We start from the raw sequence: 26,868 nt of genomic DNA, 5'->3' as shown, positions 1-26,868 counted from the left end.
GCGCGAGAGCCATGGACAAGACCTTCAACGCAGCCGAAGCCGAGGCCCGGATCTACACCGCCTGGGAGGACGGGGGCTGTTTCGACGCAGGCGCGAACGCGAAGCCGGGCGCGGAGCCATACTCCATCATGATCCCGCCGCCCAACGTGACGGGCGTGCTGCACGTGGGTCACGCCTTCAACAACACGCTGCAGGACGTGCTGATCCGCTGGCACCGGATGCGGGGCTTCGACACGCTGTGGCAGCCGGGCACGGACCACGCCGGGATCGCCACTCAGATGGTCGTCGAGCGCGAGCTCGCGAAAGAGGGCAAATCCCGCCGCGACATGGACCGCGCCGAATTCCTCTCCCATGTCTGGGCGTGGAAGCAGAAGTCGGGCGGCACGATCCGCCAACAGCTCAAGCGCCTCGGCGCGTCGTGCGACTGGAGCCGGGAGGCCTTCACCATGTCGGGCGCCCCGGGTGCCCCCGCGGGCGAGGAAGGGAATTTCCACGACGCCGTGATCCGCGTCTTCGTCGACATGTACCGCAAGGGCTACATCTACCGCGGAAAGCGGCTGGTGAACTGGGACCCGCATTTCGAGACCGCGATCTCGGACCTCGAGGTCGAGAACACCGACGTCCAGGGCCACATGTGGCACTTCAAGTATCCCTTGGCGGGCGGCGCGACATATACGTATTTGGAGAAAGATGAAGACGGGAACGTCGTGCTCGAGGAGGAGCGCGACTACATCTCCATCGCCACGACGCGGCCCGAGACGATGCTGGGTGACGGGGCGGTGGCGGTCCATCCGTCGGACGAGCGCTATGCGCCCATCGTCGGCATGCTGTGCGAAATCCCCGTCGGCCCGAAGGAGCATCGCCGCCTGATCCCGATCATCACCGACGAGTATCCCGACCCGGCCTTCGGCTCGGGCGCCGTCAAGATCACGGGCGCGCACGACTTCAACGACTATGGCGTCGCGAAACGGAACGGCATTCCTTGCTACCGGCTGATGGACACCAAGGCGCATCTGCGCGAGGACGGACTGCCCTACGCCGAGGCCGCCGCCGCCGCGCAGGAGGTTGCCGAGGGCCGGCGCACGCTCAGCGAGGCCGAGGCCGACCTTCTGAACCTCGTGCCGGACCACCTGCGCGGGCTCGACCGGTTCACCGCGCGGGAGCGCGTGGTGGACGAGATCACCGCCGAAGGCCTTGCCGTCATGACGCGGGCCGACGATCCGCGCCTTGGGAAGGCGGCGGTCAAGCCCGGCGCTGAAGGGGCCGATGCCCTCGTGCCGCTCGTCGAGGAGAAGCTCATCACCCAGCCGTTCGGCGACCGCTCCAAGGTCGTGATCGAGCCGATGCTGACGGACCAGTGGTTCGTCGATACCGCGAAGATCGTGGGTCCCGCGCTGGACGCCGTGCGCGACGGTCGGACGACGATCATGCCCGAGCAGCACCGCAAGGTCTATTTCCACTGGCTCGAGAACATCGAGCCCTGGACGATCTCGCGGCAGCTGTGGTGGGGGCACCAGATCCCGGTCTGGTACGGCTTCGACCTTGCCGGTCACGGGTTCCGTGACGACGAGGGGGACGGCGCGCTCGACGAGGTCGAGATGCTGCGGCTGCTGAATGCCCAGACGCTTCTGGAAGGCGAGGACCGGCACCATTGCGCGGCCGACTTCGAGGGTGTGAGGGCCGAGTTCGCCGATGTCCTCGGGCGCCTGCCGACGCCGCTCAACCATGCGCGGGTCGTGGAGGTCGAGGACCGCCACGCCGCCGCCCACGCGCTGGGCGCGGCGCTGGCGCAATACGAGATCGACCAGGATCCGACGAAGCTGGTCTACCCGGTCTGGCGGGACCCCGACGTTCTGGACACCTGGTTTTCCTCCGGGCTCTGGCCCATCGGCACGCTCGGCTGGCCCGAGGATACGCCGGAGTTGCACCGCTACTTCCCGACATCGACGCTGGTTTCGGGCTTCGACATCATCTTTTTCTGGGTCGCCCGGATGATGATGATGCAGCTGGCCGTCACGGGCCAGGTGCCCTTCCGCGACGTCTACGTCCACGCGCTGGTGCGGGACGAGAAGGGGCGGAAGATGTCCAAGTCGATCGGCAATGTCCTCGATCCGCTGGAGCTGATCGACGAGTTCGGGGCGGATGCCGTCCGCTTCACGCTGACCTCGATGGCGGCGATGGGGCGCGACCTGAAGCTGTCGAAGGACCGGATCGCGGGCTACCGCAACTTCGGCACGAAGCTCTGGAACGCGGCGCGCTTCGCCGAGATGAACGAGTGCAGGCCGGTGCCGGGCTTCGACCCCTCGGGCGTCACGCAGACGGTGAACAAGTGGATCGTCGGCGAGACGGCGCGGGCGCGGATGGCGCATGACGAGGCGCTTTCGGGATACCGGTTCAACGACGCGGCGAACGGGCTTTATGCCTTTGTCTGGGGCAAGGTCTGCGACTGGTACCTGGAATTCGCCAAGCCCCTCTTCGCCAGCGGAGACGAGGCGGTGATCGCCGAGACGCGGGCGACGATGGCCTGGGTCATCGACCAGTGCCTGATCCTTCTGCACCCCACGATGCCCTTCATCACCGAGGAGCTCTGGGGCGATATCGCCGAGCGGGAGAAGATGCTCGTCCACGCCGACTGGCCGCAATACGGCGCCGAGCTGGTCGACGCGGAGGCCGACCGCGAGATGACCTGGGTCATCGGGCTGATCGAGGAGATCCGGTCGATCCGCGCGCAGATGCATGTGCCGGCGGGCTTGAAGGTGCACCTGATGCAGGCCGAGCTCGACGCGGCCGGCCGAGCGGCCTTCGCGCGGAACCGGGCGATGATCGAACGGCTGGCGCGTCTCTCCGAAGTCACGGAGGTCGATGCGCTGCCGAAGGGGGCCGTCACCGTCGCGGTGGAAGGCGGTGTCTTCGGCCTGCCGATCGCGGACCTGATCGACGTCGCCGAGGAGAAGGCGCGGCTGGAGAAGGTGCTGGAGAAGCTCGGCAAGGAGATCGGCGGGCTGAAGGGGCGGCTGTCGAACCCGAAATTCGTCGAAAGCGCACCCGAGGAGATCGTGGAAGAGACCCGCGAGAACCTCGCGCAGCGGCAAGAAGAAGAGGGCAAGATCCGTGCCGCGCTGAAGCGTCTGGCCGAGATCGCCTGACGGCCACGCATTCCCGCGCGGCGCGTGTCCGGTTGTGGTAGGATACCTGCCATGACGGGCAAGTGGGACAAGCTGGCCGAACGCCAGATGCAGAAGGCGCTGGCCGAGGGCAAGCTCTCGGGCCTCGAAGGCGAGGGCCGGCCTCTGCCCGAACGCCCCGAGGCGGCCTTCGTGGACCCCGGCGAGGCCGTGGGTTACCGCATCATGCACGAGCATGGCGCGCTGCCCGAGGAGATCGAGCTGCGCAAGGCCGTTGAGGCCGCGAAGGCCGACTACGCCGCCGCCGAGGGGGAAGACGCCCGGCGCAAGGCCATGGCCCGGATCGCGGAACTGCAGATGAAGCTTTCGATCGCCGAGGAGGCGCGCAAACGCTTCATGCGTTGAGGCTCAGGGCACCAGACGGTCCACGGCACGCAGGCCTCCCGTGGCCTTGTCCCGCACAAGCGTCAGGATACGCCGGGCGGGGAGGCGCGCAAGCGCCGGGGGCAGGGCGCGCGCGGCGCCTGCGGCGGATAGGGCGGCGAGAAAGCCGCGACGGGTCAGTTCCGGCATCCATGGATCTCCTCGCAGGTTCGGGGCCTTGGAGCATCGGTTCGCGCAAGGTTTCCGGCAAGCCTTGCGCAGGGGGAGAATTTCGGATTTTTCTCCGCTCCATGTCCGACAGCACCCAAGCCCCCCGCTATACCGATCTCGTCCGCACGCTTCCGGCGACGGTGCCTTTCGTCGGCCCCGAGACGCAGGAGCGCGCGCGCGGCGCCGCCTTCGCCGCCCGTCTCGGCGCGAACGAAAGCGTCTTCGGCCCCTCGCCGAAGGCAGTGGCGGCCATCGCCGAGGCCGCATCGGGCGCATGGATGTACGGCGATCCCGAGGTGCATGACCTGCGCCGCGCGCTCGCGGCCCATCATGGCGTGGGCGCGGAGAACATCGTGGTGGGCGAGGGGATCGACGGGCTTCTCGGCTACCTCGTCCGGCTTCTCGTCGCGCCGGGCGATGCGGTGGTGACCTCGGACGGCGCCTATCCGACCTTCAACTACCATGTCGCGGGCTTTGGCGGAGTTCTGCACAAGGTGCCTTACAAGGGCGATGCCGAGGATCCCGAGGCCCTGATCGCCAAGGCGGCCGAGGTGGATGCGAAGCTTGTCTACTTCGCCAATCCCGACAACCCGATGGGAAGCTGGCATGACGCGGCCACCGTCCAGCGCATGATCGACGCTCTTCCGGCGGGCGCCGTGCTCGCCCTCGACGAGGCCTATGCCGATACCGCGCCCGCCGAAGCGGTGCCCGCCATCGACACCACCCATCCCCGCGTAATCCGGTTCCGGACCTTCTCGAAGGCCTATGGTCTCGCGGGTCTGCGCGTGGGTTACGGCATTGCCGCGCCGGATTTCGTCGCCGCCTTCAACCGCATCCGGAACCATTTCGGCATGGGCCGTGTCGCGCAGGCCGGCGCGCTCGCCGCGCTCGCCGACCAGGACTACCTGGCCCGGACAGTCGCCGACATCGCCGCCGCGCGGGAGCGGATCGGAAAGATCGCGATCGAGCATGGCCTGCTGCCGCTGCCCTCGGCGACGAACTTCGTGACCATCGACTGCGGCCGGGACGGTGCCTTCGCCCGCGCCGTGGTGGCCGGCCTCATCGCGCGGGGGGTCTTCGTGCGGATGCCCTTCACGCCGCCGCAGGACCGGTGCATCCGGGTCTCCTGCGGGCGGGAGGCCGACCTCGACGCCTTCGCCCGGGCGTTGCCCGAAGCGCTGGAAGAGGCCCGCGGCGCGCCGGTGGCCGTCACCAGCCGATAACCTGAACAGCCGGCCCGATACCGGCGCTACGCTTGTTTTCCGACGATCACCGGCAGAGCACGGCGCGCAGGTTTCCGGATAATTGGAGAAGCCGGCTTCCCCTGCGACATTTTGGCGCTACCTCCGGAAGCAGGTCCTGCCAACGACGGTTTCCCCAATGCATTTCCGGGTTCTCTACGCACTCGCCATGGCTCTCACGGTGTTCTCGCTCTTCGTGCTCTGGGTCTGGACGGGTCCGCTGGGCGCGGCGATCGCGGCGTTCGCCACTCACTGCATCCTCCGCGTCTGCGAAGGTCAGCGCGATGGCGAGCTTGCGCTTGCCCGCAAGGAACGTGACGCCGAGTTGCGCGCGTCGTTCCGGCGGAACGGGCGGGACCGCTGAGGGCCTGCCGCCACCTCAGCCCTCCGCGATCACCTTCATCGCCGCCTCGAGCCCCGTGGCCCCGTGCGGAATGCCAAGCGCGGTCATGCCCGCCTGAAGGCTCGCCAGCACGCCCAGCACCATGTGCGTGTTGACATGGCCCATATGCCCGATCCGCAGGAAGTCGTCGGCATTGCCACCGGGCCCCTCGACGCCGCCAAGCGGAATGCCGAGCGTCACGCCGGCATTGGCGGTCATCCAGTCGCGCATCCGCTTGCCGTTTCCGGGGCCGAAGTTGACCGTCGTGACCGAGTGGCTCCGCGTGTTGCGGTCGGCAATGTTCGGGCGAACCGGTCCGGCCTGTCCCCAGACTTCCAGCGCGGCCCAGACGGCGCGGGCCAGAACCGCGTGCCGGTGCCAGACGTTTTCCAGCCCTTCCTCATGCACGATCATGTCGAGCGCGACGCGCAACCCGTAGAGGTGATGCGTCGGCGCGGTGCCGTTGAAGTAGCGGTAGAACTCGGCAGGGTTCGCGCGCGGGCGCCAGTCCCAGTAGGGCGTGACGAGGTCCGCGCGCGCGCGCGCCTGGTCGGCCTTGTCGCTGAAGAAGACGAAGCCCATTCCGGGCGGTGTCATCAGCCCCTTCTGGCTTCCGGTCACCATCACGTCGACGCCCCAGTCGTCCATGTGGAACTCGTCGCAGGCGAGGCAGGCGATGCAATCGGCGAAAAGGAGCGCGGGATGGTCCACGGCATCGAGCGTGCGGCGGATCCCCTCGATATCGTTCTTCACGCTCGTGGAGGTATCGACCTGCACGGCGAGAACGGCGCGGATCCGGTGTTCGCGGTCGGCGGCCAGCGCCTCGGCGACGCGGGACATGTCGATGTCGGAGCGTTGGCCGAAATCGATGATCTGGCAGTCGATCCCCATCGCCGCCGCCATCTCGCCCCAGCCGAGGCAGAAGCGGCCGGTGCCCAGAACGAGGATTCGGTCGCCCCGGCTGAGGGTGTTGGTCAGGGCCGCTTCCCATGCCCCGTGGCCATTGGCGATGTACATGGCGACATTCTGCGTCGTTCGCGCCACGGTCCTGAGGTCGGGGACGAGGCCTGCCACCATGTCCACGAGTTGCCCGGTGTAGATGTTCGGCGCCGGGCGGTGCATCGCCTGCAAGACGCGGTCGGGCATGACGGACGGGCCGGGAATGGCGAGGTAGTGGCGGCCGTTGGCAAGGCTCATTTCGGGGGCTCCTCTCACGGGACAGAAGCGGGGTAGAACGCGCGACGGGCAAGGTCAATCGTGCCGCCCGGCTTGGCGTGCGGGCGGGACATCACTAATTGTGAGAAGCGACTTCGGCGGAGGTGATGATGACGGAAGAGGCCACGGGCGAACGCGCCTCGGACCGAACGGTCCTGCGGATCTCCGGGGGCGACCGGGAAAAGTTCCTGCACGGTCTCGTCACCCATGACGTCGGGCCAGAGGGCTCTGGCCTCGTGTGGTCGGCGCTCCTGACGCCCCAGGGCAAGTACCTGGCAGATTTCTTCCTTCTGAACCGGGGCGAGGACATCCTTCTCGACGTGAAGACCGAGCTTGCGGCCGGTCTGGCGCAGCGGCTGTCGATGTACCGCCTGCGCGCCGATGTGGGAATCGAGGACAGCGGCCTGACGGTCACCCGCGGCCTCGGCGACGCGCCCGAGGGGGCTTGGCCCGATCCGCGCCACCCCGCGCTCGGCTGGCGGGGCTACGGACTGGGCGGGGGCGAGCCCGCGATCGACTGGGACGCGATCCGGGTCGCCGCCTGCGTGCCGGAGACGGGGGTGGAGCTTGTCCCGAACGACAGCTTCATCCTCGAGATGGGCTTCGACCGACTGCATGGCGTCGATCACCGCAAGGGTTGTTACGTCGGGCAGGAGGTGACGGCGCGGATGAAGCACAAGACCGAGCTTCGCAAGGGCCTCGTGACGGTCACGGTGACCGGGCGGGCGGATCCCGGCACGCCGATCGAGGATGCCGAGGGTCGCACGGTTGGCACGCTCTTCACGCAGGCCGGCGGGATGGCGATTGCCTATCTCCGGTTCGACCGGGCGGGAGACGAAATGCGGGCGGGCGAGGCGCGGATCGGCTGGCAGCCCTAGGGGGCGGTCGTATTCCGGCGCCCCGCGCTCAGATCAGCAGGCCCGCCGCCCCCTCGTGACGCAGAAGCGCGACCTTGGTCTCGACCCCGCCCGGCGCGCTGAACCCGCCGAGCGTCGCGGCGCCGAGGACCCGGTGGCACGGTATCAGGATCGGCAAAGGGTTCGCGCCGCACGCCTGGCCGATGGCCTGAGCAGGCGCGCCGAGGTCGCGCGCGAGGTCGCCATAAGTCCGCGTCTCGCCGAAGGGGATCGCCGCGAGCGCGTCCAGCACCTGTCCCTGCAGGCCACTCCTGCCATGTGCAAGCGGCAGGTCGAAGGCCTTGCGGCTCCCGGTGAAATACTCATCACACTGCCGGAGCGCCTCGGCCAGGGTCGGATCTTCCGTCTCGTGCGACGCGGGGCCCCAGCCGCTTGCGACGATCAGACCGTCGCGCGCCTCGACCCAGACCGGCCCGACAGGCGTGTCGAGCCCGGCCCGCGTCACGCGGCCAGCCTGAGCCGGATCGGCCCTTTCGCACCGAGGGGGTCCACCGGCTGGCCTTTCTGCGTTGCCAGAAGCGGCAGCCCCGCCGCGACGCGCCGGACTTCGGGCATCAGCGGTCGCCAGTCCTCGGCCAGCGCGCGCGCAGCGTCCGAGGGGCAGAAACTTGCGCCCGCTCGCCGGGAATGGGCGAGGTCCATCAGGACCGCCGCGATCAGTGCCTCGTCCGCGCTCACTCTGCGGCCTTTACCTTGTCCTGCGTCCGCGTCTCGAAATCGCTGGCGTCGTGGCGTTCCCAGAGCTGCTGGGACGGGTCCCCGAAGGTGCGGTTGACCATGCGCCCGCGCTTCACGCCCGGACGGTCGTAGAAGCGCTCGGCCCAGGCGATGACGTTGGTGTATTCGTGCACCGACAGGAACTCGCCCGCGTCATAGGCTTCGCCGAGCACGAGGCGGCCATACCAGGGGCAGATCGCGATATCGGCGATGGTCAGGTCATCGCCCACCATCCATTCCCGCCCCTCCAGATGCCGGTTCAGCACGTCGAGCTGGCGCTTGGCTTCCATGGCGTAGCGGTTGATCGGGTATTCCATCGGCTCGGGCGCGTAGGCGTAGAAATGCCCGAAGCCGCCGCCGAGATAGGGGGCCGAGCCCATCTGCCACATGAGCCAGGACAGAAGTTCCGGGCGGTCCGAGGGCGCGCCGAGGAAGGCGCCGAACTTCTCGGCCAGGTGCATCAGGATCGCGCCCGACTCGAAGACGCGCACGGGCTCGGGGCCTGTCCGGTCCACCAGCGCGGGGATCTTGGAGTTGGGGTTGATCTCGACGAAGCCCGAGCCGAACTGGTCTCCTTCGCCGATCCGGATGAGCCAGGCGTCGTAGTCCGCCTCGTGCCCGGCCTCCAGAAGCTCCTCGAACAGAACGGTGACCTTCACGCCGTTGGGCGTACCCTGCGAATAGAGCTGGAAGGGATGCTTGCCGACAGGCAAGGGCTTGTCGTGGGTGGCCCCTGCGATGGGGCGGTTCAGACTGCCCCATTTGCCGCCGTTTTCCTGGTCCCAGGTCCAGACCCTGGGAGGCGTGTAACCGTCGTTTCCGCTCATGGTATCGCTCTCATCGCTTAGCCTGATCCAGAGCTAGGGCATCTGGTGAGAAATCCCAAGGCACGGATGGGTGTTCATCAGCGCACAAACCGAAAAAGGCCGGGGTCGCCCCCGGCCTCCTTTCTACGCATCGCTTGCCTCAGAACCCGATGACGGCCCCTGCCAGAGCGATCCAGAGCGGGATCGACAGGATCGCGACCGGCGTACCAAGGCCCGTGGAGGTGCCGACATAGGCCGAGGGGTTGGCCTCGGGCAGCGCACCGCGCAGCGTCGGCGGGCCCGAGATGTCCGAGCTCGAGGCCGCCATCACCGACAGGAGCACCACGCCGCCCGCCGAGAAGCCCGTCAGGTGATGCGCCACCAGCCCGGCGCCGAAGCCGATGAGGCCGTGCAGGAAGGGTGCCGCGATGCCGTAGAGGACGTAGGCGTGAGCCACCTTCCGCATCTCCGACAGCCGTTGCCAGGCCTCGATGCCCATGACGAGCATAAGGATCGACAGGAGGCCCCGGAACAGCGGCTCATAGAAGCTTTCGTAGACGCTCTCGGGCCGGGCGAAGATGCCGATGGCCAGCCCGAGCAGCAGCGCCGAGATCGCCGGGCTGCGCGCGGTGTCGACGAGGATGCCTTTCACGAGGTCGCCGTCGAAGCCGTTTCCGCCGGACCCACCACCACCGATGGTCATGGTCGCCGCGCCATTGCTCTGCAGGCTGCGCGCGGTCTTCCTCTCCGCGCTCATCCGGGCCAGCACGATTGCGGTGACAAGGGCGGCGATGTCCATGAACGGGTAGAGGGCGCCGATGAACCCCTCGTAGGCGATCCCCTCGGCGTCCAGCATGGCCATCCCGGCCGCCAGCGTCGAGGCCGAGACCGCCCCGAAGAGGCCCGCGGTGGCCATCCCGTCCATCTCCGACACACCGCGCCAGCGGGCGAGCGTGGCCCGCCCGATCAGGATGATGACGATGCCGACGGCGGCGGCCAGTGCGGCGGGCACGGCGAGATCGAGAAGATCGGCCTCGCGCACCGAGATACCGGCGCTGAGGCCGACCTTGAGCAAAAGGACCATCACGATGAACTTGTAGACCGGATCGGGCACCTCGAGCTTGCTGCCGAGCGCGGCGAGAAGCATCCCGCCGATCAGGAAGGCGAGCGTCGGCTTCTGCAGCTGTCCGATCAGCGTGGCCGCGATGTCTGCGACGAATTCCATGATGTCACCCCGTGCTTGAACCCTGCACGGGGATTTGCGTCATCCGGGTGTGAAAATAAAATAGAAGTTAAATGGGATATCGTTCTTCTTGAAAGAACGAACGCAAAGGGGCCGGACCCGTTTCCAGGTCCGGCCCCTGCGCATTCAGTTCGACAGCGCCTCGTCGCAGCGGCTGCAGACATCGGCATGCGCATGGCTGCCGACGTCCGGCAGGATCTTCCAGCACCGGGCGCATTTCTCACCCTGCGCGGCATGGAACACCACGCCGATGCCCGGATCGTCCAGGCGGAAGGCGTCGTCCTGCGGCTCGCCCTCCATCACGCTGAGGGCGCTCGTGATGCAGATGTCGTCCATCGCCACGCCCTTCACGACGCGCGCGAGGTCCGGATCGGCGATCTGCACCAACGGCGCTGCCTCGAGGCTGGCACCGATGACCTTGTCGCGCCGCTGGATTTCCAGCGCCGCCGTTACCACGCGCCGGACCTTCCGGATGCCGGCCCATTTCGCCGCGAGCGCCTCGTCGCGCCAGTTTGCCGGCGTCTCGGGGATGTCCTGCAGGTGGACGGAGCTGTCCTCGCCGGGGAAGCGTTCCAGCCAGACCTCTTCCATCGTGAAGACGAGGATCGGTGCGAGCCAGGTCGTCAGCCGGTGGAACAGGATGTCGAGCACCGTGCGCGCCGCCCGCCGCCGGGGCGTGTCCCCGTCGCAGTAGAGCGCGTCCTTGCGGATGTCGAAGTAGAAGGCCGACAGGTCCGTCGTCGCGAACTGGAACACCGACTGGAACACACCCTGGAAGTCGAAGGCGCGGTAGCCTTCGCGCACGGTCTGGTCCAGCTCGGCGAGGCGATGCAGCACCCAGCGCTCCAGCTCGGGCATCTCCGCGGGTTCGACCCGGTCGCTCTCGGTGAAGTCCGAAAGCGAGCCGAGCATGAACCGCATCGTGTTGCGAAGCCGCCGGTAGCTGTCGGCGGTGCCTTTGAGGATCTCGGGCCCGATCCGCTGATCCGCGGTGTAATCGGCCTGCGCCACCCACAGCCGCAGGATATCGGCGCCGTACTGGTCCACCACCTCCTGCGGGAGGATGGTGTTGCCGATGGACTTGGACATCTTCATGCCCTTCTCGTCCAGCGTGAAACCGTGCGTCACCACGTTGCGGTAGGGCGCGCGCCCGATGGTGCCGCAGGCCTGCAGCAACGAGGAGTGGAACCACCCGCGATGCTGGTCGGTGCCTTCCATGTAGACATCCGCGATGCCGTCCTCGGTCCCGTCCGCGCGGTCACGCAGCACGAAGGCGTGGGTCGAGCCGCTGTCGAACCACACGTCGAGGATGTCGAAGACCTGTTCGTAGGCCTCCGGGTCGTGGTCGTTTCCAAGGAAACGTTCCTTGGCGCCGGGCTTGTACCATGCGTCCGCGCCTTCGGCCTCGAAGGCGTCGAGGATGCGGGCGTTGACCTTGGGATCGCGCAGCAGGAAGTCCGCATCGCCGGGCATTGCGCCCTTCTTCACGAAGCAGGTCAGCGGCACGCCCCAGGCGCGCTGCCGCGACAGAACCCAGTCGGGCCTCGTCTCCATCATCGAGCGGAGGCGGTTCTGCCCGGAAACGGGCGTGAACTTGACCAGCTCGTTGATCGAGGTCAGCGCGCGCTCGCGGATCGTGCGCCCGTGCTGGTCCCGGCCGTCCTTCAGGTCCACGTCGATGGCCGCGAACCACTGCGGGCGGTTCAGGCGGATGACGGGCGCCTTCGAGCGCCAGGAATGCGCGTCGGAGATGGTGATGCGCTTGCGGGCCAGAAGCTTGCCGACCTCCACCAGTTTGTCGATCACGACCTTGTTGGCGTTCCCCGGCTTGCCGTTATCGCGGATGATCTGTTCGCCCGCGAAGAACGGCAGGTCGGGCCGGAACGACGAGTCGTCGAGGATGTTGTGCGTCATCGGCAGGCCGTGACGGCGCCCGATCTCGAAGTCGTCGTCGCCGTGCGAGGGTGCCGTGTGAACGAAGCCCGTGCCCGCGTCGTCGGTCACGTGGTCGCCCGGGAAGAGCGGAACGTCGAAGTCCCACTCGCCCTCCGCTCCCTCCGCGCCGCGCAGCGGATGCGCGCAGCTGAGCGCGCCCAGTTCCTCCGCCGTCACGTCGCGCAGGCGCCGGTACATCGACGGCTCCAGCCGCATGGCACCCAACGCCTCCTCGGCCAGCGCGTCGGCCAGCAGGTAGCGGTCGCCGATCCGCGCCCAGCATTCCTCGGGGCGGCCGGTGATTTCGTAAAGGCCATAGGCTATGTCGGGGCCGAAGCAGATCGCCCGGTTCTGCGGCAGGGTCCAGGGCGTGGTGGTCCAGATGATGACCTGCGCCGTGTCGAGGTCGCTTGCGGTCAGCGCGTGAAGCGACTCGTTGAACGCCGTCGGCTCGTCGTCCAGCAGCGCCATCTTCTCGGATTTGGGCACCACACGGAACGGCACCCAGACCGCGTCCGTCTGCCGGTCGTGATACTCCACCTCGGCCTCGGCCAGCGCGGTCTTCTCCACCGGCGACCACATCACGGGCTTGGAGCCCTGGTAGAGCGAGCCGTTCATCAGAAAGACCATGAACTCCTCGGCGATCACCCGCTCGGCGTGGAAATCCATCGTGAGGTAGGGATCGTCCCAGGTCCCGGTCACGCCCAGGCGCTTGAACTCCTCCCGCTGGACGCCGACCCAGTGTTCTGCGAAGCGGCGGCATTCCTGGCGGAACTCGACGACGTCGACCGCGTCCTTGTCCTGGCCCTTCTCGCGGTACTGCTGCTCGATCTTCCACTCGATCGGCAGGCCGTGGCAGTCCCAGCCGGGGACGTAGCGGCTGTCATGGCCCATCATCTGGTGCGAGCGCACGATGATGTCCTTGATCGTCTTGTTCAGCGCGTGGCCGATATGGAGGTTCCCGTTCGCATAGGGAGGGCCGTCATGCAGCGTGAAGGGCGTCCGCCCCTCCTTCTCGCGCAGACGGTCGTACACTCCGATCTTCTCCCAGCGTTCCAGCCACGCGGGCTCGCGCTGCGGCAGGCCCGCGCGCATCGGGAAATCGGTCTTCGGCAGGTTCAGGGTGTCCTTGTAGTCGACACCGTCGGTCTTCTCGGCGCACATCTTCCGCGCTCCTTGGCTCGTCTCGTATCCGGAGAGTGTATTCGGGGAATAACAGGGCGGTGCGATAGCTCAAGCACCTTGTCCCGGCGGCTCAGGGGTCAGAGCGCCGGGTTGGTAATTCGAATGACGATGGCAAGGCGGTGCGTCATGGCACGCGGTATAGGCCCGCCGCCTGACGGGGTAAAGAGGGACCAGGCCCGCAAGGAGGGTTCCCGGCGCGCTGCGACGTCCCGCCGTCCGTGCCCGTGTTCGCGCGTGGCGTGTCTGCGTTCAATGACGCTGACGTCGCGCCGGGCCGAAGCGGCGGCCGCCGGGGTCGGATCAAGCGGTCAGGCGGTCGGTGGTGCGGCCCGTGACATGGCGCGCTCGCGCATGACGATGTAGAGGCCCGCCGCGATGGTCACCATGATGCCCGCGGCCGCCAGTCCGTCGGGCAGATCGCCGAAGATCAGGAAACCGACGAGCGTGGCGACCGGGATCTCCAGGTATTGCATCGGCGCCAGAGTTGCAGACGGCGCGAAGCGCAGCGACCACGTCATGAGGAGGTGCCCGAGCGTGCCCGTGACGCCGAGCGCCACCAGAAGCCAAAGCACGGGACCCTCGGGCGCGACCCAGCCGATCACCGGGGGCTCGCCCGTGGACAGCGGCGCCAGCAGGTAGATCGCGGCGAGGATCGGCAGTCCGATCAGCGCGTTCGAGGCCTGCAGCGCGATCGGGGTGATGTCCTTGGCGATCTGGCGCGTGACCAGCATGAAGAGCGCGAAGATCACCGCGACACCCAGCGGCAGGAGCGCGGCCGGCCCGACCTCGGCGAAACTCGGCTGCACCACCATGAGCGTGCCGACGAAACCCACGGCGCAGGCCGCGAGGCGTCGCGGTCCCACCTCCTCGTTCAGGACGAAGCGGCCGAGAAGCAGCATGATGAAGGGCATCACGAAGGCGATCGCGACCGCGTCCGCCAGTGGCAGGTAGCGCAGCGCGGTGAACATCATCGAGAGGCCGCCGATCTGCAGGAGGGTGCGGATAACCGTCAGCCGCGCGACCCGCGCCGACGGGAACAGCGCGGCCCGCGCCGCCAGCGCCAGCGGCAGGAGCAGAAGCGCCTGCGCGAGGTAGCGCACGACGATCAGCTGCCAGAGCGGGAGGGTATCCCCGAGTATCTTCGCCAGCGCATCCGAGAACGGGATGAGCAGGCAGAAACCCAGCATCAGCATGATGCCGAGAAGCGGCCGGTCGGCAGTGTGGAGGGTCGGGGCATGGGCCATGCCCCCGGGTCTGGCACGGATCGCGGCGCTTGTCAGGGGGGAAGCGTTTTCGAGGCGGAAAGCGGATCGGACAATCCGCAAATCCGGCGGCCGCCCGGGCCCCTGGTTCTGCGCTTCGCGGTTTAGCCGTTCAGGAAATCCCAGACGCGGCTGATGACGACCGATCCCTCGCCGACCGCACTCGCCACGCGCTTGACCGAGCCCGCCCGCACGTCGCCCACCGCGAAGATGCCCGGATGCGACGTCTCGTAGGCCGAGTTCGTGCCCACCTCGGGCCCCGTCAGAACGAAGCCCTTCCCGTCAAGCGCCGCGAGGCCGGACAGCCATCCCGTGTTGGGCGCGGCGCCGACCATGACGAAGACCGACGACGTCCCGAGCCGCCAGTCCTGCGCCGAGGTCCTGTCACGGATGGTGATCGCCTCGAGCTGGTCCTCGCCGTGCAGCGCGGTCATCTCGGTGCGGTAGTGGATCGTGATGCGCGGATGCGCCTCAAGACGGCTGGAGAGGTAGTGCGACATGGACGCCGCGAGGCTCTCGCCCCGCACCAGGACATGAACGTGCCGCGCGGTGCGGGCGAGGAACATCGCGGCCTGACCGGCAGAGTTCCCGCCGCCGATCACGGCCACTTCGCTGTCCCGGCAATAGCGCGCCTCGACATCGGTCGCTGCGTAGTAGACGCCCGCGCTTTCGAAATGGGCCAGCCGGTCGAGCGGCAGGCGGCGGTACTGCACGCCCGTGGCCACCACAATGGCGCGGGCGCAGGTCCTCGCGCCGTCTTCCAGCGTCACGCGGAATCCGCCTTCCACCTTCTCCAGCGCCGCGGCGCGACGCGGGACGGCGAAGCGGGTGCCGAACTTCATCGCCTGCACCTCGCCACGCCAGCACAGGTCGGCGCCGGAGATGCCGGTGGGAAAGCCCATGTAGTTCTCGATCCGGCTCGACGTGCCGGCCTGCCCGCCGATGGCGAGGTCTTCGAGCACGAGGCCAGACAGTCCCTCGGACCCGGCATAGACCGCGGCGGCGATGCCCGCCGGCCCCCCGCCCACGATCAGAACATCATGCCATTCGTCGGTGTCGAAGCTGAGATCGAGCCCGAGCCTCGCGGCGATCTTGCGGGGGCTCGGGTCGGGGATGGGGGTGTCCTTGCCGAAGATCACGGCCGGTGCGTTGGGGGCGATCTCGCAGGAATTCGCCAAAGCCTCCGCCTCTGCCTCGTCGAGGGTCAGCGAGCGGAAGGGAATGCGGTTGCGCCCCGCGAAGCTCGCGATGGCACGGATCGCGCGGTCACTTTCGGCGCCGATCAGGGTCAGGCTCGCCCGCCCGCTTTCAAGAAGCCTGCGCCGCCGCGCGGCGAAGACGGTGATGACGATATCCGACATCTCGGGCAAGCGCCGCATCAGGTCCAGCATCACCTCGCGGTCCACGCACAGAAGCTCCGCATCCTGCACGGCGACCGCGCCCAGCATCAGCGCGCCGCCCCAGAGCAACGAGATCTCTCCGAAGAACTGTCCGGGGCCGAGCGTTGCCTCGCCGTAGCGTTCGCCGGTCACCGGGTCGGTGGCGGCAAGCTCGCCCGCGAGGACGTAGATGAACCTCTCCTGCACGTCGCCGCTGCGATAGAGCACCTCGCCCGCGCCGAGCGTTTCGACCTGCCCGACCTTCCGCATGGCGGCGACATGCGCCTCGGTCAACGGCGTCCGGATCATTGTCCGAAGGTCCTGCGCGAGCGTTTCCATGGTCTTGCCCCTGGGTTCAGGCGTTCCGCGCGATCTCGGCTTCCGTCTCCGCCAGGAGCGCGTCGAGGTCGGGGTCCGGGATGTCCATCTCGTGCAGGTGCCGCACGACGTTGCGAAGGTAGTCGGCGCTGGTGCCGAGGAAACCCTCGCCCAACGCGAGATAGCGGATCTGCTCGGCCCGGCTGATGTCGGGCCGCATCAGCGGGTCCTCGTGGTCGGCGAGAAAGGTCAGCGCCCGGGCTTCCCGCCCGCCGACGAGGACCGGGACGAACCGGGCCAGGTAGCCCGGCCCGATCATCTCGCGGCGAAAGAGGATTTCGGTCTCCGTCTCCACCTTGTCCGACGCGATGCGGAAGACCAGCCCGTCGCAGCCTTCGCCGTCGTCGAGGGCGGCCATCAGGCCCGGCTTCTCCGCGGTTCCCCGCCCGCCATAGGTGTCGACGAGGATGAAGCGCCGTGCATGCTGGGGCGCATGGGCGCGGCGGACCTCGCAGAAATCGAGCGCCGGGTCCCAGATGAGGGACCCGTAGGCGAAGACCAGCAGATCCCCCGCATGCCCCTTCAGCGCCTCTGCGCGGATCGCTTCGCGGACGGTGTCCGGATGAAAGGGAAATGTGTCGTGGCCGCCCCTTGCCTCGGCCATTTCGCGGATGACGTCCGTTGTGACCGTCCGGAAGAACGACTCGGCGAAGGGTTTGATCTTGTCCCGCAGGCCGGGGTGGTGGCGGAACGGGTCAGCCATCCTCGGCCTTGCCTCCGAAAAGCCCCGTCAGCGCGCGGCGCACGAGCGCGGTGACGCTCGGCCGGCGTTTCGGGCCGAAGGGCAGCGGGCGGCAGACTTCCATCGCCGCGACGCCGACGCGCGCGGTCAGCGCCCCGTTCACCACGCCCTCGCCGAAGCGGCGCGAGACCCGGCTGAGGACCGACCCGCCGGCGACCGAGCCGATCAGATCGTCGCCCACCGCGACGGCGCCGGTCGCCACGAGATGCGTCAGCACCGCCCGCGTGAGCCGCCAGGCGCCGAGCGTGCCCGCCCGCCCGCCATAGATCTCGGCGATCCGCCGGATCATGCGCAGGTTGGACGTCAGCGCGGCGATCACGTCGGCGAAGGCGAGCGGCACGATCGCGGTGACGGTGGCGACCTGCCGGGCGGCGGCCTCGACCTCGCGGGAGGCCATGGCGTCGAGCGGGGCGAGGAGCCGGGCCTCGGCCAGCGCGAAGAGGCTCTCGGCATCGAAAACCTCGTCGCGGCGGCGGGCCATCTCCTTGGCGCCGAGCCGCAACTCGGCCCGGCCGCGGTAGAGTGTGCCGAGCTTGTCGGTCACCGCCCGCGCGGCGCGCAGGTCGCCCGAAGACAGTGCCGCCTCGGCGTCGCGATGTATCTCATCCAGCCTTCCAAGACGCGAAAACGCCGCCAGTTCCCGCAGCGCGATCAGGAGGAGCGTCACGAGAACGAGGCCGATAAGCGCCGTCGCGGTCCATCCCAGGATCGGGTTGGCGGCGAGAAGCCCGGTCGCGAAATCCCAGGCGGCCACCGACAGGACGAACCCCAGGAGCGCGGTCAACGCGCCCCAGAACCACCGCGCGAGGCCCGAGCCCTTCCGCTTGCGGCCGAGCGTGGCCACCACCTGCATAGCACGGCCCTCGGGCGGCGCCTCCGTGTCGACCGGCGGGGCCGATGCCGGCGCTGGTGGCGCCTCGGCGGCGTCGTCGATCTCGATCAGGACCGGGCCCTTGCGCTCGTTCATCTCGGTTCCTTTCGCTCGCCTGGGCCAAGTCCGGACGGTGCCCCGGAGAGAGCGGCCCCGCCCGCGCCCGAGAGCAGCCGCGTCATAGCCGGTCCCCGATGAGAAATTCGGCGGCCCGGTCGAGCCGGATATGCGGCGGCCCCTCGCCGGCCCGAAGGGATTGCGGCGTGGGGGCGAAATGCATCACCCCATAATCCCCCGACAGCCACGTCGCCGCCCCTTCCCGCGCGGGGGCGAGAAGGGCCGACGGGTCCTCGGGCAGGTCGCCGGGATGGAGCGCCGCCTGCCGTCCGTCCCGCAGGAGCCTTCCGCGGACGAGGCCCATCTCGGCGCCATTCACTCGCCGCGTTTCCTCGACCGTGGCGCGCAGGCTCGCGATCGCCATGGCCCGCGTCGTGGCGCCCTGGAAGTCCGCACGGCGGCGCGCATCCGCAAGCAGCGCCTCGATCACGGCCTGAAGGCGGCCGTGCTGCTCGTGATGCAGATGGTCAGCCTTGGTCGCGGCGAAGAGGATGCGATCGACGCGTCGACCGAGGATCGCACTCAGGAAGGTGTTGCGGCCCGGCCGGAAGGCACCGAGGATCGACGCCATGGCACGGCGCAGGTCCTCGAGCGCCTGCGGCCCCGAATGGATCGCACCGAGCGCGTCGACCAGCACCACCTGCCGGTCGATCCGGGCGAAATGGGCGCGGAAGAAGGGTTTCACGACCTCGCGCTTGTAGGCCTCGTAGCGCCGGGCGAATTCGCGCGTGAGCGAACCGCGCGGCGCGGGGCCGGGCGGCAGGGGCGCGAAGGTGAGGGCGGGGCTGCCCTCCAGATCGCCGGGCAGAAGGAAGCGGCCGGGGGTGCAGTCGCTGAAGCCCGCCTCGCGCGCGGCCGCGAGATAGGCTGTCCAGCCGCGCGCCAGCGCGGTGGCGGTCGGCTCGTCCAGCTTCGCGGAGGGGTCGGCCGCGTCGAGGGCCGCGAACCAGGGCCCGGCGAGGCCGTCGCGGCGGGCCTCCGCGCGCGCCAGCGCCTCGCGCGACCATGCCTCGAAGTCGAGGTCGAGCAGCGCGAGGTCGAGCAGCCATTCGCCCGGGTAGTCAACGATGTCAAGATGCACCGTGCGGGGCCCGGACACCGCGCCGAGCAGGCCGGACGGCCGCACGCGGAGCGACAGGCGAAGCTCGGAGACCGCGCGGGTGCTGTCCGGCCAGCGCGGCTCGGTCCCGGTCATCGCGGCGAGGTGTTCCTCGAAGGCGAAACGCGGGACCGTGTCGTCGGGCTGCGGCTGCAGGAAGGCGGCCTCGATCCGGCCGGAGCGGGCGGCCTCGAGCCCCGGCATCCGGCCGCGTTCGAGCAGGTTCGCCACGAGCGACGTGATGAACACGGTCTTGCCCGAGCGCGCGAGGCCCGTCACGCCGAGGCGGATGACCGGTTCGAAGAAGGCTTCGCTGACGGCGGATGTCACGCCCTCGACACCGCGTCCCAGCGTGTCCGCAATCGTACCGATGACCAAGCGCCGCCGTCCTTCTGCCGTCTACGCAACCCAGAATAGGCATTGCGGGCGGCGGTTAACAGGGCCCGGGGTTGCGCCGGCCCTGCCGGCGCCCGGAGAAGCGCCGTCTCGGGGCCTGAAGGCCCCTCGGCGGCGCTGGCCTCCGGCGGGAGTTTTCCTGCCAGGATGAAGGAGCCGGTGCCGCATTGCCCCGTGCCGGGGGATCGGGTAGCCGGACGCCATGCCGCGCTATGCCCTCAGGATCGAATACGATGGCCGCCCCTTCGCGGGATGGCAGCGCCAGGCCGACCAGCCTTCGGTGCAGGGCGCGCTGGAGGCGGCGCTGGCGGCCCTGGAACCGGACGTGCCCCCGATCGCGGCGGCGGGGCGCACGGATGCGGGCGTCCACGCCACCGGGCAGGTCGCGCAGGCCGATCTGGCGCGCGACTGGGAGCCGTTCCGCCTTGCCGAGGCGCTGAACTGGCACCTGAAGCCGGCGCCGGTCGCCGTGGTCGCCTGCGCAGTGGCGCCGCCGGACTGGCACGCGCGGTTCTCCGCCGTGGAGCGGCGTTATACCTACCGGGTCGTGTGCCGGCGCGCGCCGCTCGTGCGGGAGGCCGGCTGGGCCTGGCACGTAAGGCAGCCGCTCGACCTCGGCGCGATGCGGGAGGGGGCGGCCCACCTGATCGGGAAGCACGATTTCACCACGTTCCGGGCCTCGATCTGCCAGGCGAAGAGCCCGGTGAAGACGCTGGACCGCCTGGAGATCGAGGCGGCCGGACTGGCGAATGGCACGCAGGTTCTCTTTCACCTTCAAGCGCGGTCCTTCCTGCACAACCAGGTGCGTTCGATCGTGGGCACGCTGGAACGGGTGGGCGCGGGCGCCTGGCCGCCCGCGCGGGTCGCCGAGGCGCTGGAGGCGCGCGACCGCGCCGCCTGCGGACCGGTGGCGCCGCCCCAGGGGCTCTGCCTGACCGGGGTGCGCTACCCCGTCGATCCCTTCGCGGCCGGGTGGAGCGAGACATGACGCCCGACGCGCCCATCGTGAAGGAACTTCTTTTCATCGGTGGCGGCCATGCCCATGCGCTGGTGCTGCGGCGGTGGGGAATGCGGCCTGTGCCGGGGGTGCGCCTGACGCTTGTGAACCCGGGCGCCACCGCCCCCTACACGGGCATGTTGCCAGGCCATGTCGCCGGGCATTACGGGCGGGACGCTCTCGAGATGGACCTCGTGCAGCTGGCGCGGTTCGCGGGCGCACGGTTCGTCGAGGGGCGGGCGGTGGCGCTCGACCGGGCGGCCCGGCGCGTGACGCTCGCCTCGGGGCGCAGCCTCGCATACGACCTCCTGTCGCTCGACATCGGCATCACCTCCGAGATGCCCTCGTTGCCGGGGTTCGCCGCGCACGGCGTGGCTGCCAAGCCGCTCGGCCGGTTCGCAGATCTCTGGAGCGCTGTGACGGCGGGCGAGGGGGCTATATCGGTCGCGGTGCTGGGTGGCGGCGTGGCGGGGGCGGAACTGGCGATGGCCGTGGCGCATCGCCTGGACGCCATCGGCCGGCCCCGAGAGGTGGCGCTCATCGATCGTGGGGCGATCCTTTCACGGGTCGCGCCGGCGGCTCGAAGGCACATCATGGCGGCACTCTCGCGGTGGCGGGTCGTCCTCGTCGAGAACGACATGCCGGTCGAGGTCACGGCGCAGGAGGTCATCCTGCAGAGCGGGCGGCGCGTGGCCGCGGACCTGACCATCGGCGCCGCCGGTGCCGTGCCGCAGCCCTGGGTGGCCGAGACGGGGCTCGAAACCCTCGACGGCTATGTCGTGACCGACCGGTATCTTCGCTCGGTCACCGACCCGGCGGTCTACGCGGTCGGAGATTGCGCCCACTTCGCCCCAGATCCCCGACCCAAGGCGGGTGTCTACGCCGTCCGCGCGGCCCCCGTCCTCGCCCAAAACCTCGCGGCGGACCTGACCGGGCGACAGCGCCGTCCCTTCCGGCCGCAACGCGATTTCCTGAAGCTGATCTCGCTTGGCGGAAAACGCGCGGTGGCCGAGAAGGGGGGGCTGGCTTTCGAGGGGGCCCTGGCCTGGCGCTGGAAGGACCGGATCGACGCGCGGTTCATGGAGCGGTTCCGCGACCTTCCCGAGATGCAGGCCCCGCCCGTGCCGAAGAACGCGGCCCAGGGTGTCGCGGCGGAGCTTGCCGGCCCCGCGCCCTGCGGTGGCTGCGGGGCAAAGCTGGGTTCGGGCGCGCTTGCAGGTGTCATTTCCGGGCTGCCCGGGGCCGTGAGGGAGGATGCCGAGCAGCTGCCGGGCGACGACGCGGCGGTGCTGAGTTTCGGGACGGCGCGGCAGGTGATCTCGACCGACCACCTGCGCGCCTTCGCGCTCGATCCCGCGCTGGTGGCGCGTGTGGCGGCCGTCCACGCGCTGGGCGATGTCTGGGCCATGGGGGCCACGCCGCAATCGGCTCTGGCGACCGTGATCCTGCCGCGCATGGCCGCCCGGTTGCAGGGGCGCTGGCTCGACGAGGTCATGGGCGCGGCGGCGGAAGTCTTCGCTGCAGAAGGTGCGGCGGTGTTGGGCGGGCATTCCTCCATGGGGTTGGAACTGACGGTGGGTTTCGCGGTGACCGGCCTTCTCGACGGTCCGCCCGTCACGCTGGCGGGCGCGGAGCCGGGTGACGCGCTGCTCCTGACGAAGGCGCTGGGCTCGGGTGTGATCCTCGCCGCCGAGATGCGCGGCAAGGCGCGGGGCGCGGACGTGCTGGCCTGCTGGGAGGCCATGTCGCGCCCTCAGGGGGACGCGGCGCGCCTACTTGCGCCGGTGGCCCACGCGATGACGGATGTCACGGGCTTCGGTCTTGCCGGGCACTTGTGGAACATCTGCGGGGCGTCGGGGGTCGGGGCCGAGGTGGCGCTTGGCGACCTTCCGGTCCTGAGCGGGGCGGAGACACTGGCGGCGCGGGGAATCCGCTCCACGCTTTACGGGCAGAACCGGGCGGCGCTGGAGCATGTTGCCGAAGCACCGGGAACCCCGCGCGGCGATCTCGTCTTCGACCCCCAGACGGCGGGGGGGCTGTTGGCGTCGGTGCCGGATGCCGAGGCGGCGGCGCTGGTGAACAGGCTTCGCGATGCCGGTTTCCCTGCGGCGCGGGTCGGGACCGTCACGGACACGCCTGCCCGGATCGTCTTCACCTAGAGCGCGCGGTCGAGTTTCGTCGACAGGTGGATCAGGCTTTCGGAGCCCTTCACTCCGTCGATCCCGCCGATCCGGTCGAGGACGGCGTCGAGCGCCGAGGTGGTGTCGGCCGCGACCTCCAGAAGCAGGTCGACCCGTCCCGAGGTCGTATGGATCCGCTCCACCGCATCGATGGCGCGCAGGCGACCGAGGACGCCGGCCTGCGCGCGCGGCTCGATCGTGAGAAGGACCGAAGCGCGGATGCGGTTGGCCCGCGCGCCCTCGCCGAGACGCAGGGTATAGCCCGCGATCACGCCGGTCGTTTCCAGCCGCTCCAGCCTGGCCTGCAGGGTGGAGCGCGCGAGGCCCAGACGCCGGGCCATGACCGCGACGGACATGCGCGCGTCGCTTGCCAGAAGCCTCAGGATACCGCGATCGGTCTCATCCATCGTCGTTTCGCCCGAATCTTCGTCGAATAGCCGATGGAATAGCACGAATCCTCTGATCTGACCAATGAATCCGCCGAAAAGCCACGGCATCCTGAAGGGACGAGCAGTTCGACCGGAGCAAGCGCGATGACTGTGACCCGGCCCATCCACATGACACCCCGAAGCTACCTTCAGGCGGAGGTGCCGGACGAACCCGTCCTGTTCCTCTCGCCCGAGACATTGCAGGCGACCGCGCGCGTGTTCCTCGATGGTTTCCCGGGTCTCGTGACTTACGCGGTCAAGGCCAACCCCGCGGAGGCGGTCCTGGAGAACCTTTCGCGCGCCGGGATCGGGGCCTTCGACGTGGCGTCGCCCGCCGAGATCGCACTGGTGCGCAGCGTCATCCCGCAGGCTGTCCTTCACTACAATAACCCGGTGCGCTCGGCCGCCGAAGTCGCCATGGCGCGCGATCATGGCGTGCGGAGTTTCTCCGTCGACGACCCGGGCGAATTGGCCAAGCTCCGGGACGCGGGGCTCGGGCGCGGCACGGAGGTTTCGGTGCGCTTCAAGCTGCCCGTCGCCGGGGCCGCCTACGATTTCGGGGCGAAGTTCGGCGCTACGCCCGAGCTTGCCGCCGACCTGCTGGGCAAGGCGGCCGCGGCGGGGTTCGCGCCGTCGCTCACCTTCCACCCCGGCACGCAGTGCACCGACCCGAACGCCTGGGTCGCCTATATCGGCGAGGCGGCGCGGATCGCACGGGCAGCGGGCGCTGGGCTCGCCCGTCTCAATGTCGGCGGCGGCTTCCCCTCGCGGCGGATGCTGGCCGACGCGCCGCCCCTTGGCGCGATCTTCGAGGCCGTTGCGAACGCGACCGCCCGGGCCTTCGGCGAGACTGCGCCCGACCTCGTCTGCGAACCGGGCCGCGCGCTGGTGGCCGAGGCCGTGTCGCTTGCCGTCCGGGTGAAGTCGATCCGCGCGGGCGGGCACATATACCTCAACGACGGCATTTACGGCGCGCTTGCCGAACAGCCCCTGATGGGGATGACCGACCGTCTTGCCGCCGTCTCGGTCACGGGGCGGCCGCGCTCGGGCCCGATGCTCATGCGCACCCTCTGGGGGCCGACCTGCGACAGCCTCGACCGGATCCCGGGCGAGGTGGCCCTGCCTGCCGACCTTGCGGAAGGCGACTACCTGCTCCTGCACGGGATGGGGGCCTACTCAACGGCCACCGTCACCCGCTTCAACGGCTATGGCGGCCTGCGGCTCGCCACGGTCCGGACGCTCGCCTGAAGCCATGTTCCCACTGGACACCCGCACCTCGCCGCCTAAGGTCCGCACCAGACGGACAGCCTCGGGACAGGGATGCGGGACATGACGAAATTCGGCTCAAGCCAATCGGTCAAGCGGCTGGAGGACACGCGGTTTCTCACCGGCCACGGGCGCTACATCGACGACACCGCGCCGGAAGGCGCGCTTCGCGGCTATGTGCTGCGCAGCCCGATGGCCCATGGCGAGATCACCGGCCTCGATGTGTCTGCCGCGCGGGACGCGCCAGGGGTGGTCGTGGTCTTCACCGCCGCCGACATCGCGGCCCACGGTCTCAAGAACGCGATGAAGGGGTCCATCGTGCCGAACCGAGACGGCACGAAAGGTGCCGCCCCGGTGCGTCCGATCCTCGCCGAGACCCGCGTGCGCTATGTCGGAGAGCCGGTGGCCTTCGTCGTCGCCGAAACGCTGGCCGCCGCGCGCGACGCCGCCGAGCTGATCGAGCTCGATCTCGACGAGCTGCCGGTCAAGCTCGACATCGCGCCGGGGGGAACGACGCTCCACCCGGAGGCGCCCGACAACGTGGCCTATGACTGGGCCCATGGCGACGAGGCGGCAACGGACGCGGCACTCGCGGGCTCGGCGCGCGTCGTCACGCTGACCACCCACGACAACCGCGTGATCGTGAACAGCCTCGAGCCGCGCGGCGTGTCGGCGGAGTGGGGCGAGGGACGCCTCCATGCCGCGATCAACGGGCAGGGCGTCTGGGGCCACAAGTCCGACCTCGCGAAATGGTTCGGCCTCGACGAGGCGCAGGTGCGGGTCACGAACCCCGACGTTGGCGGCGGCTTCGGCATGAAGTCGATGCGCTATCCCGAGCATTTCCTCGTGGCGCTCGCGGCGCGCGAGACCGGGCGGCCGGTCCACTGGATGGGCGACCGGAGCGAGTCGATGCTGTCCGACAACGCCGGCCGCGACCTCGACGTCACCTGCACGCTGGGCTTCGATGCCGACAACCGTCTGACGGCTTACAAGGTCGACAGCCTGTCGAACCTCGGCGCCTACAACTCGCAGTTCGGGCAGAACATCCAGTCCGCTCTTTTCGCAAAGGTGCTGACCGGCACCTACGATGTGCAGGCGGTCTATTTCCGCAACCGGGGGGTCTACACCAACACGACCCAGGTCGACGCCTATCGCGGTGCCGGACGGCCCGAGGCGATCTACGCCCTCGAACGCGCGATGGACTACGCCGCGCGGGAGCTTGGCGTCGACCCGCTGGAGCTTCGCCGCCGGAATTTCATCCGTGCCGACCAGTTCCCCTACAAGACCGCCTCGGGCGAGCTCTACGACGTGGGCGACTTCCACAAGCTGCTCGACCGTGCGGAGCTCGAGGCGGGCCTCGGCGGTTTCGAGGACCGGCGCGCGGGTTCTTTCGCGCAGGGGCGGCTCCGGGGTCTCGGCATCTGCTATTACATCGAGTCGATCCTCGGCGATCCCGACGAGACCGCGACGATCGAACTGACCGAGACCGGCGCGAAGGTCTATGTCGGCACGCAGTCGAACGGGCAGGGCCACGAGACGGTCTACGCCCAGCTTCTGCACGACCAGACGGGGCTGCCGCTTGAGACGATCGAGATCGTGCAGGGCGACAGCGACCTCATCGCGACTGGCGGGGGCACGGGCGGATCACGCTCGGTCACGGTGCAGGGAATGGCGATGCGCTCGGCCGGGACGGCGCTTATCTCGGGGCTGACGGCATTTCTCGAGGACGAGATGGACACGGACGGCATGAGCTTCGACGCGGAGGAGGGCGTGTTCCGCGCGCCCGGCTCGAACGTCGTCGTCACGCTTCTGGAAGCCGCCGGCAAGGCCCGCGCGGCGGGCAAGGCCGCACTGGCGAAGGTCTCCAGGCACGAGAAGCTGCCGGGCCGCTCCTACCCCAACGGCTGTCACATCGCCGAGGTCGAGATCGACCGCGAGACGGGCGACACGCGCGTCGTGCGCTACACGGTGGTGGACGATTTCGGCAACCTGATGAACCCGATGCTGGCCGAGGGTCAGGTCCATGGCGGCGTTGCGCAGGGCATCGGACAGGCGATCACCGAGCGCGTGGTCTACGACGCCGACGGGCAGCTCTTGTCGGCCACCTTCATGGATTACGGGATGCCGCGCGCCGAGGACATGCCCTTCGTCGCCTTCCACACCGAACCCGTGCCCTCGATCATGAACCCGTTGGGCATGAAGGGCTGTGGCGAGGCCGGGACGGTCGGTGCGCTCGCCGCCGTCGCCAACGCCGTGCAGGACGCGCTCTGGCCGCTGGGGATCCGGCAGGTCGACATGCCCTTCACGCCGTCGCGCGTCTGGGCGATGCTGAACGAGGGGGACGGGAGGATTGCGGCCGAGTAGGGGCATATGGACCCGGCTTGCCGGGTATC

General features: G+C 69.2%; 22 protein-coding genes. 9 read left to right on the top strand and 13 right to left on the bottom strand.

Annotated features, from left to right (window positions below):
- The first annotated feature begins 11 nt into the window (after positions 1-11).
- Complete coding sequence (locus N8I71_RS10285; protein WP_262877891.1) at positions 12-3,146, top strand: valine--tRNA ligase; 3,135 nt, start codon at positions 12-14, stop codon at positions 3,144-3,146.
- 51 nt (positions 3,147-3,197) lie between these two features.
- Complete coding sequence (locus N8I71_RS10280) at positions 3,198-3,530, top strand: DnaJ family domain-containing protein (protein ID WP_262877890.1); 333 nt, start codon at positions 3,198-3,200, stop codon at positions 3,528-3,530.
- Between the two features lie 3 nt (positions 3,531-3,533).
- Here N8I71_RS10280 and N8I71_RS10275 read toward each other — a convergent pair whose 3' ends face one another.
- Complete coding sequence (locus tag N8I71_RS10275) at positions 3,534-3,698, bottom strand: twin-arginine translocation signal domain-containing protein (protein WP_262877889.1); 165 nt, start codon at positions 3,696-3,698, stop codon at positions 3,534-3,536.
- Between the two features lie 101 nt (positions 3,699-3,799).
- Between N8I71_RS10275 and N8I71_RS10270 the strand changes: the two genes are divergently transcribed.
- Positions 3,800-4,942, top strand: a complete 1,143-nt coding sequence (locus N8I71_RS10270; protein WP_262877888.1) for a pyridoxal phosphate-dependent aminotransferase — start codon at positions 3,800-3,802, stop codon at positions 4,940-4,942.
- A 157-nt stretch (positions 4,943-5,099) separates the two neighbouring features.
- Entirely contained in the window at positions 5,100-5,324 is a 225-nt protein-coding gene (locus N8I71_RS10265; protein ID WP_262877887.1) for a hypothetical protein, read from the top strand.
- Between the two features lie 15 nt (positions 5,325-5,339).
- Here the strand turns inward: N8I71_RS10265 and N8I71_RS10260 are convergent, their stop codons facing one another.
- Positions 5,340-6,539 carry a pyridoxal-phosphate-dependent aminotransferase family protein gene (locus N8I71_RS10260; RefSeq protein WP_262877886.1) on the bottom strand — a complete coding sequence of 400 codons (1,200 nt, stop codon included), beginning with the start codon at positions 6,537-6,539 and terminating at the stop codon, positions 5,340-5,342.
- Positions 6,540-6,667: 128 nt separating this feature from the next.
- Here N8I71_RS10260 and ygfZ point away from each other — a divergent pair, with 128 nt between their 5' ends.
- Positions 6,668-7,435: a CAF17-like 4Fe-4S cluster assembly/insertion protein YgfZ gene (ygfZ, locus tag N8I71_RS10255; protein WP_262877885.1), complete on the top strand. Its 768-nt coding sequence runs from the start codon at positions 6,668-6,670 to the stop codon at positions 7,433-7,435.
- 28 nt (positions 7,436-7,463) lie between these two features.
- On the opposite strand, the gene N8I71_RS10250 is transcribed toward ygfZ, so the two are convergent.
- From N8I71_RS10250 to N8I71_RS10205, 10 genes are all read right to left on the bottom strand, one after another.
- The gene (locus N8I71_RS10250) at positions 7,464-7,919 is read right to left on the bottom strand and encodes a methylated-DNA--[protein]-cysteine S-methyltransferase (RefSeq protein ID WP_262877884.1); all 456 of its coding nucleotides are present in this window, start codon (positions 7,917-7,919) and stop codon (positions 7,464-7,466) included.
- Complete coding sequence (locus tag N8I71_RS10245; RefSeq protein ID WP_262877883.1) at positions 7,916-8,152, bottom strand: DUF3253 domain-containing protein; 237 nt, start codon at positions 8,150-8,152, stop codon at positions 7,916-7,918. The genes N8I71_RS10250 and N8I71_RS10245 overlap by 4 nt, the downstream gene beginning before the upstream one ends.
- Positions 8,149-9,018, bottom strand: coding sequence for a glutathione-dependent disulfide-bond oxidoreductase (gene yghU / locus N8I71_RS10240; RefSeq protein ID WP_262877882.1), 870 nt, complete (start codon positions 9,016-9,018; stop codon positions 8,149-8,151). The genes N8I71_RS10245 and yghU overlap by 4 nt, the downstream gene beginning before the upstream one ends.
- Positions 9,019-9,157: 139 nt before the next feature.
- Entirely contained in the window at positions 9,158-10,222 is a 1,065-nt protein-coding gene (locus tag N8I71_RS10235) for a sodium-dependent bicarbonate transport family permease (protein WP_262877881.1), read from the bottom strand.
- Positions 10,223-10,366: 144 nt separating this feature from the next.
- Positions 10,367-13,339 carry an isoleucine--tRNA ligase gene (gene ileS, locus N8I71_RS10230; RefSeq protein WP_262877880.1) on the bottom strand — a complete coding sequence of 991 codons (2,973 nt, stop codon included), beginning with the start codon at positions 13,337-13,339 and terminating at the stop codon, positions 10,367-10,369.
- 329 nt (positions 13,340-13,668) lie between these two features.
- The gene (locus N8I71_RS10225) at positions 13,669-14,604 is read right to left on the bottom strand and encodes a DMT family transporter (protein WP_262877879.1); all 936 of its coding nucleotides are present in this window, start codon (positions 14,602-14,604) and stop codon (positions 13,669-13,671) included.
- A 122-nt stretch (positions 14,605-14,726) separates the two neighbouring features.
- On the bottom strand, positions 14,727-16,340 hold the full coding sequence (locus tag N8I71_RS10220) for an FAD-dependent oxidoreductase (protein WP_262877878.1): 1,614 nt from the start codon (positions 16,338-16,340) through the stop codon (positions 14,727-14,729).
- A 16-nt stretch (positions 16,341-16,356) separates the two neighbouring features.
- Positions 16,357-17,082, bottom strand: coding sequence for a gamma-glutamylcyclotransferase (locus tag N8I71_RS10215; protein WP_262877877.1), 726 nt, complete (start codon positions 17,080-17,082; stop codon positions 16,357-16,359).
- A complete protein-coding gene (locus N8I71_RS10210) occupies positions 17,075-18,088 on the bottom strand; it encodes a YcjF family protein (RefSeq protein WP_262877876.1) in 1,014 nt (337 codons plus the stop codon). The genes N8I71_RS10215 and N8I71_RS10210 overlap by 8 nt, the downstream gene beginning before the upstream one ends.
- Before the next feature lie 82 nt (positions 18,089-18,170).
- On the bottom strand, positions 18,171-19,586 hold the full coding sequence (locus N8I71_RS10205) for a YcjX family GTP-binding protein (RefSeq protein WP_262877875.1): 1,416 nt from the start codon (positions 19,584-19,586) through the stop codon (positions 18,171-18,173).
- 220 nt (positions 19,587-19,806) lie between these two features.
- Between N8I71_RS10205 and truA the strand changes: the two genes are divergently transcribed.
- Together truA and selD are read left to right on the top strand one after the other, a co-directional pair.
- Complete coding sequence (gene truA, locus N8I71_RS10200; RefSeq protein WP_262877874.1) at positions 19,807-20,592, top strand: tRNA pseudouridine(38-40) synthase TruA; 786 nt, start codon at positions 19,807-19,809, stop codon at positions 20,590-20,592.
- Positions 20,589-22,760, top strand: coding sequence for a selenide, water dikinase SelD (gene selD / locus N8I71_RS10195; RefSeq protein WP_262877873.1), 2,172 nt, complete (start codon positions 20,589-20,591; stop codon positions 22,758-22,760). Before truA ends, selD begins: the two co-directional genes overlap by 4 nt.
- Here the strand turns inward: selD and N8I71_RS10190 are convergent.
- The gene (locus N8I71_RS10190) at positions 22,757-23,188 is read right to left on the bottom strand and encodes an Lrp/AsnC family transcriptional regulator (RefSeq protein WP_262877872.1); all 432 of its coding nucleotides are present in this window, start codon (positions 23,186-23,188) and stop codon (positions 22,757-22,759) included. The genes selD and N8I71_RS10190 overlap by 4 nt on opposite strands.
- 126 nt (positions 23,189-23,314) lie before the next feature.
- On the opposite strand from N8I71_RS10190, the gene N8I71_RS10185 reads away from it, so the two are divergent.
- Entirely contained in the window at positions 23,315-24,457 is a 1,143-nt protein-coding gene (locus N8I71_RS10185) for a type III PLP-dependent enzyme (protein WP_262877871.1), read from the top strand.
- A gap of 81 nt (positions 24,458-24,538) precedes the next feature.
- Entirely contained in the window at positions 24,539-26,839 is a 2,301-nt protein-coding gene (locus N8I71_RS10180; protein WP_262877870.1) for a xanthine dehydrogenase family protein molybdopterin-binding subunit, read from the top strand.
- Positions 26,840-26,868: the final 29 nt, after the last annotated feature.

Source organism: Roseicyclus sediminis, from assembly GCF_025515305.1.
GTDB lineage: Bacteria > Pseudomonadota > Alphaproteobacteria > Rhodobacterales > Rhodobacteraceae > Roseibacterium > Roseibacterium sediminis.
The sequence above is the reverse complement of the archived record's forward strand: the minus strand, read 5'-3'. Positions and strand labels throughout refer to the sequence as shown.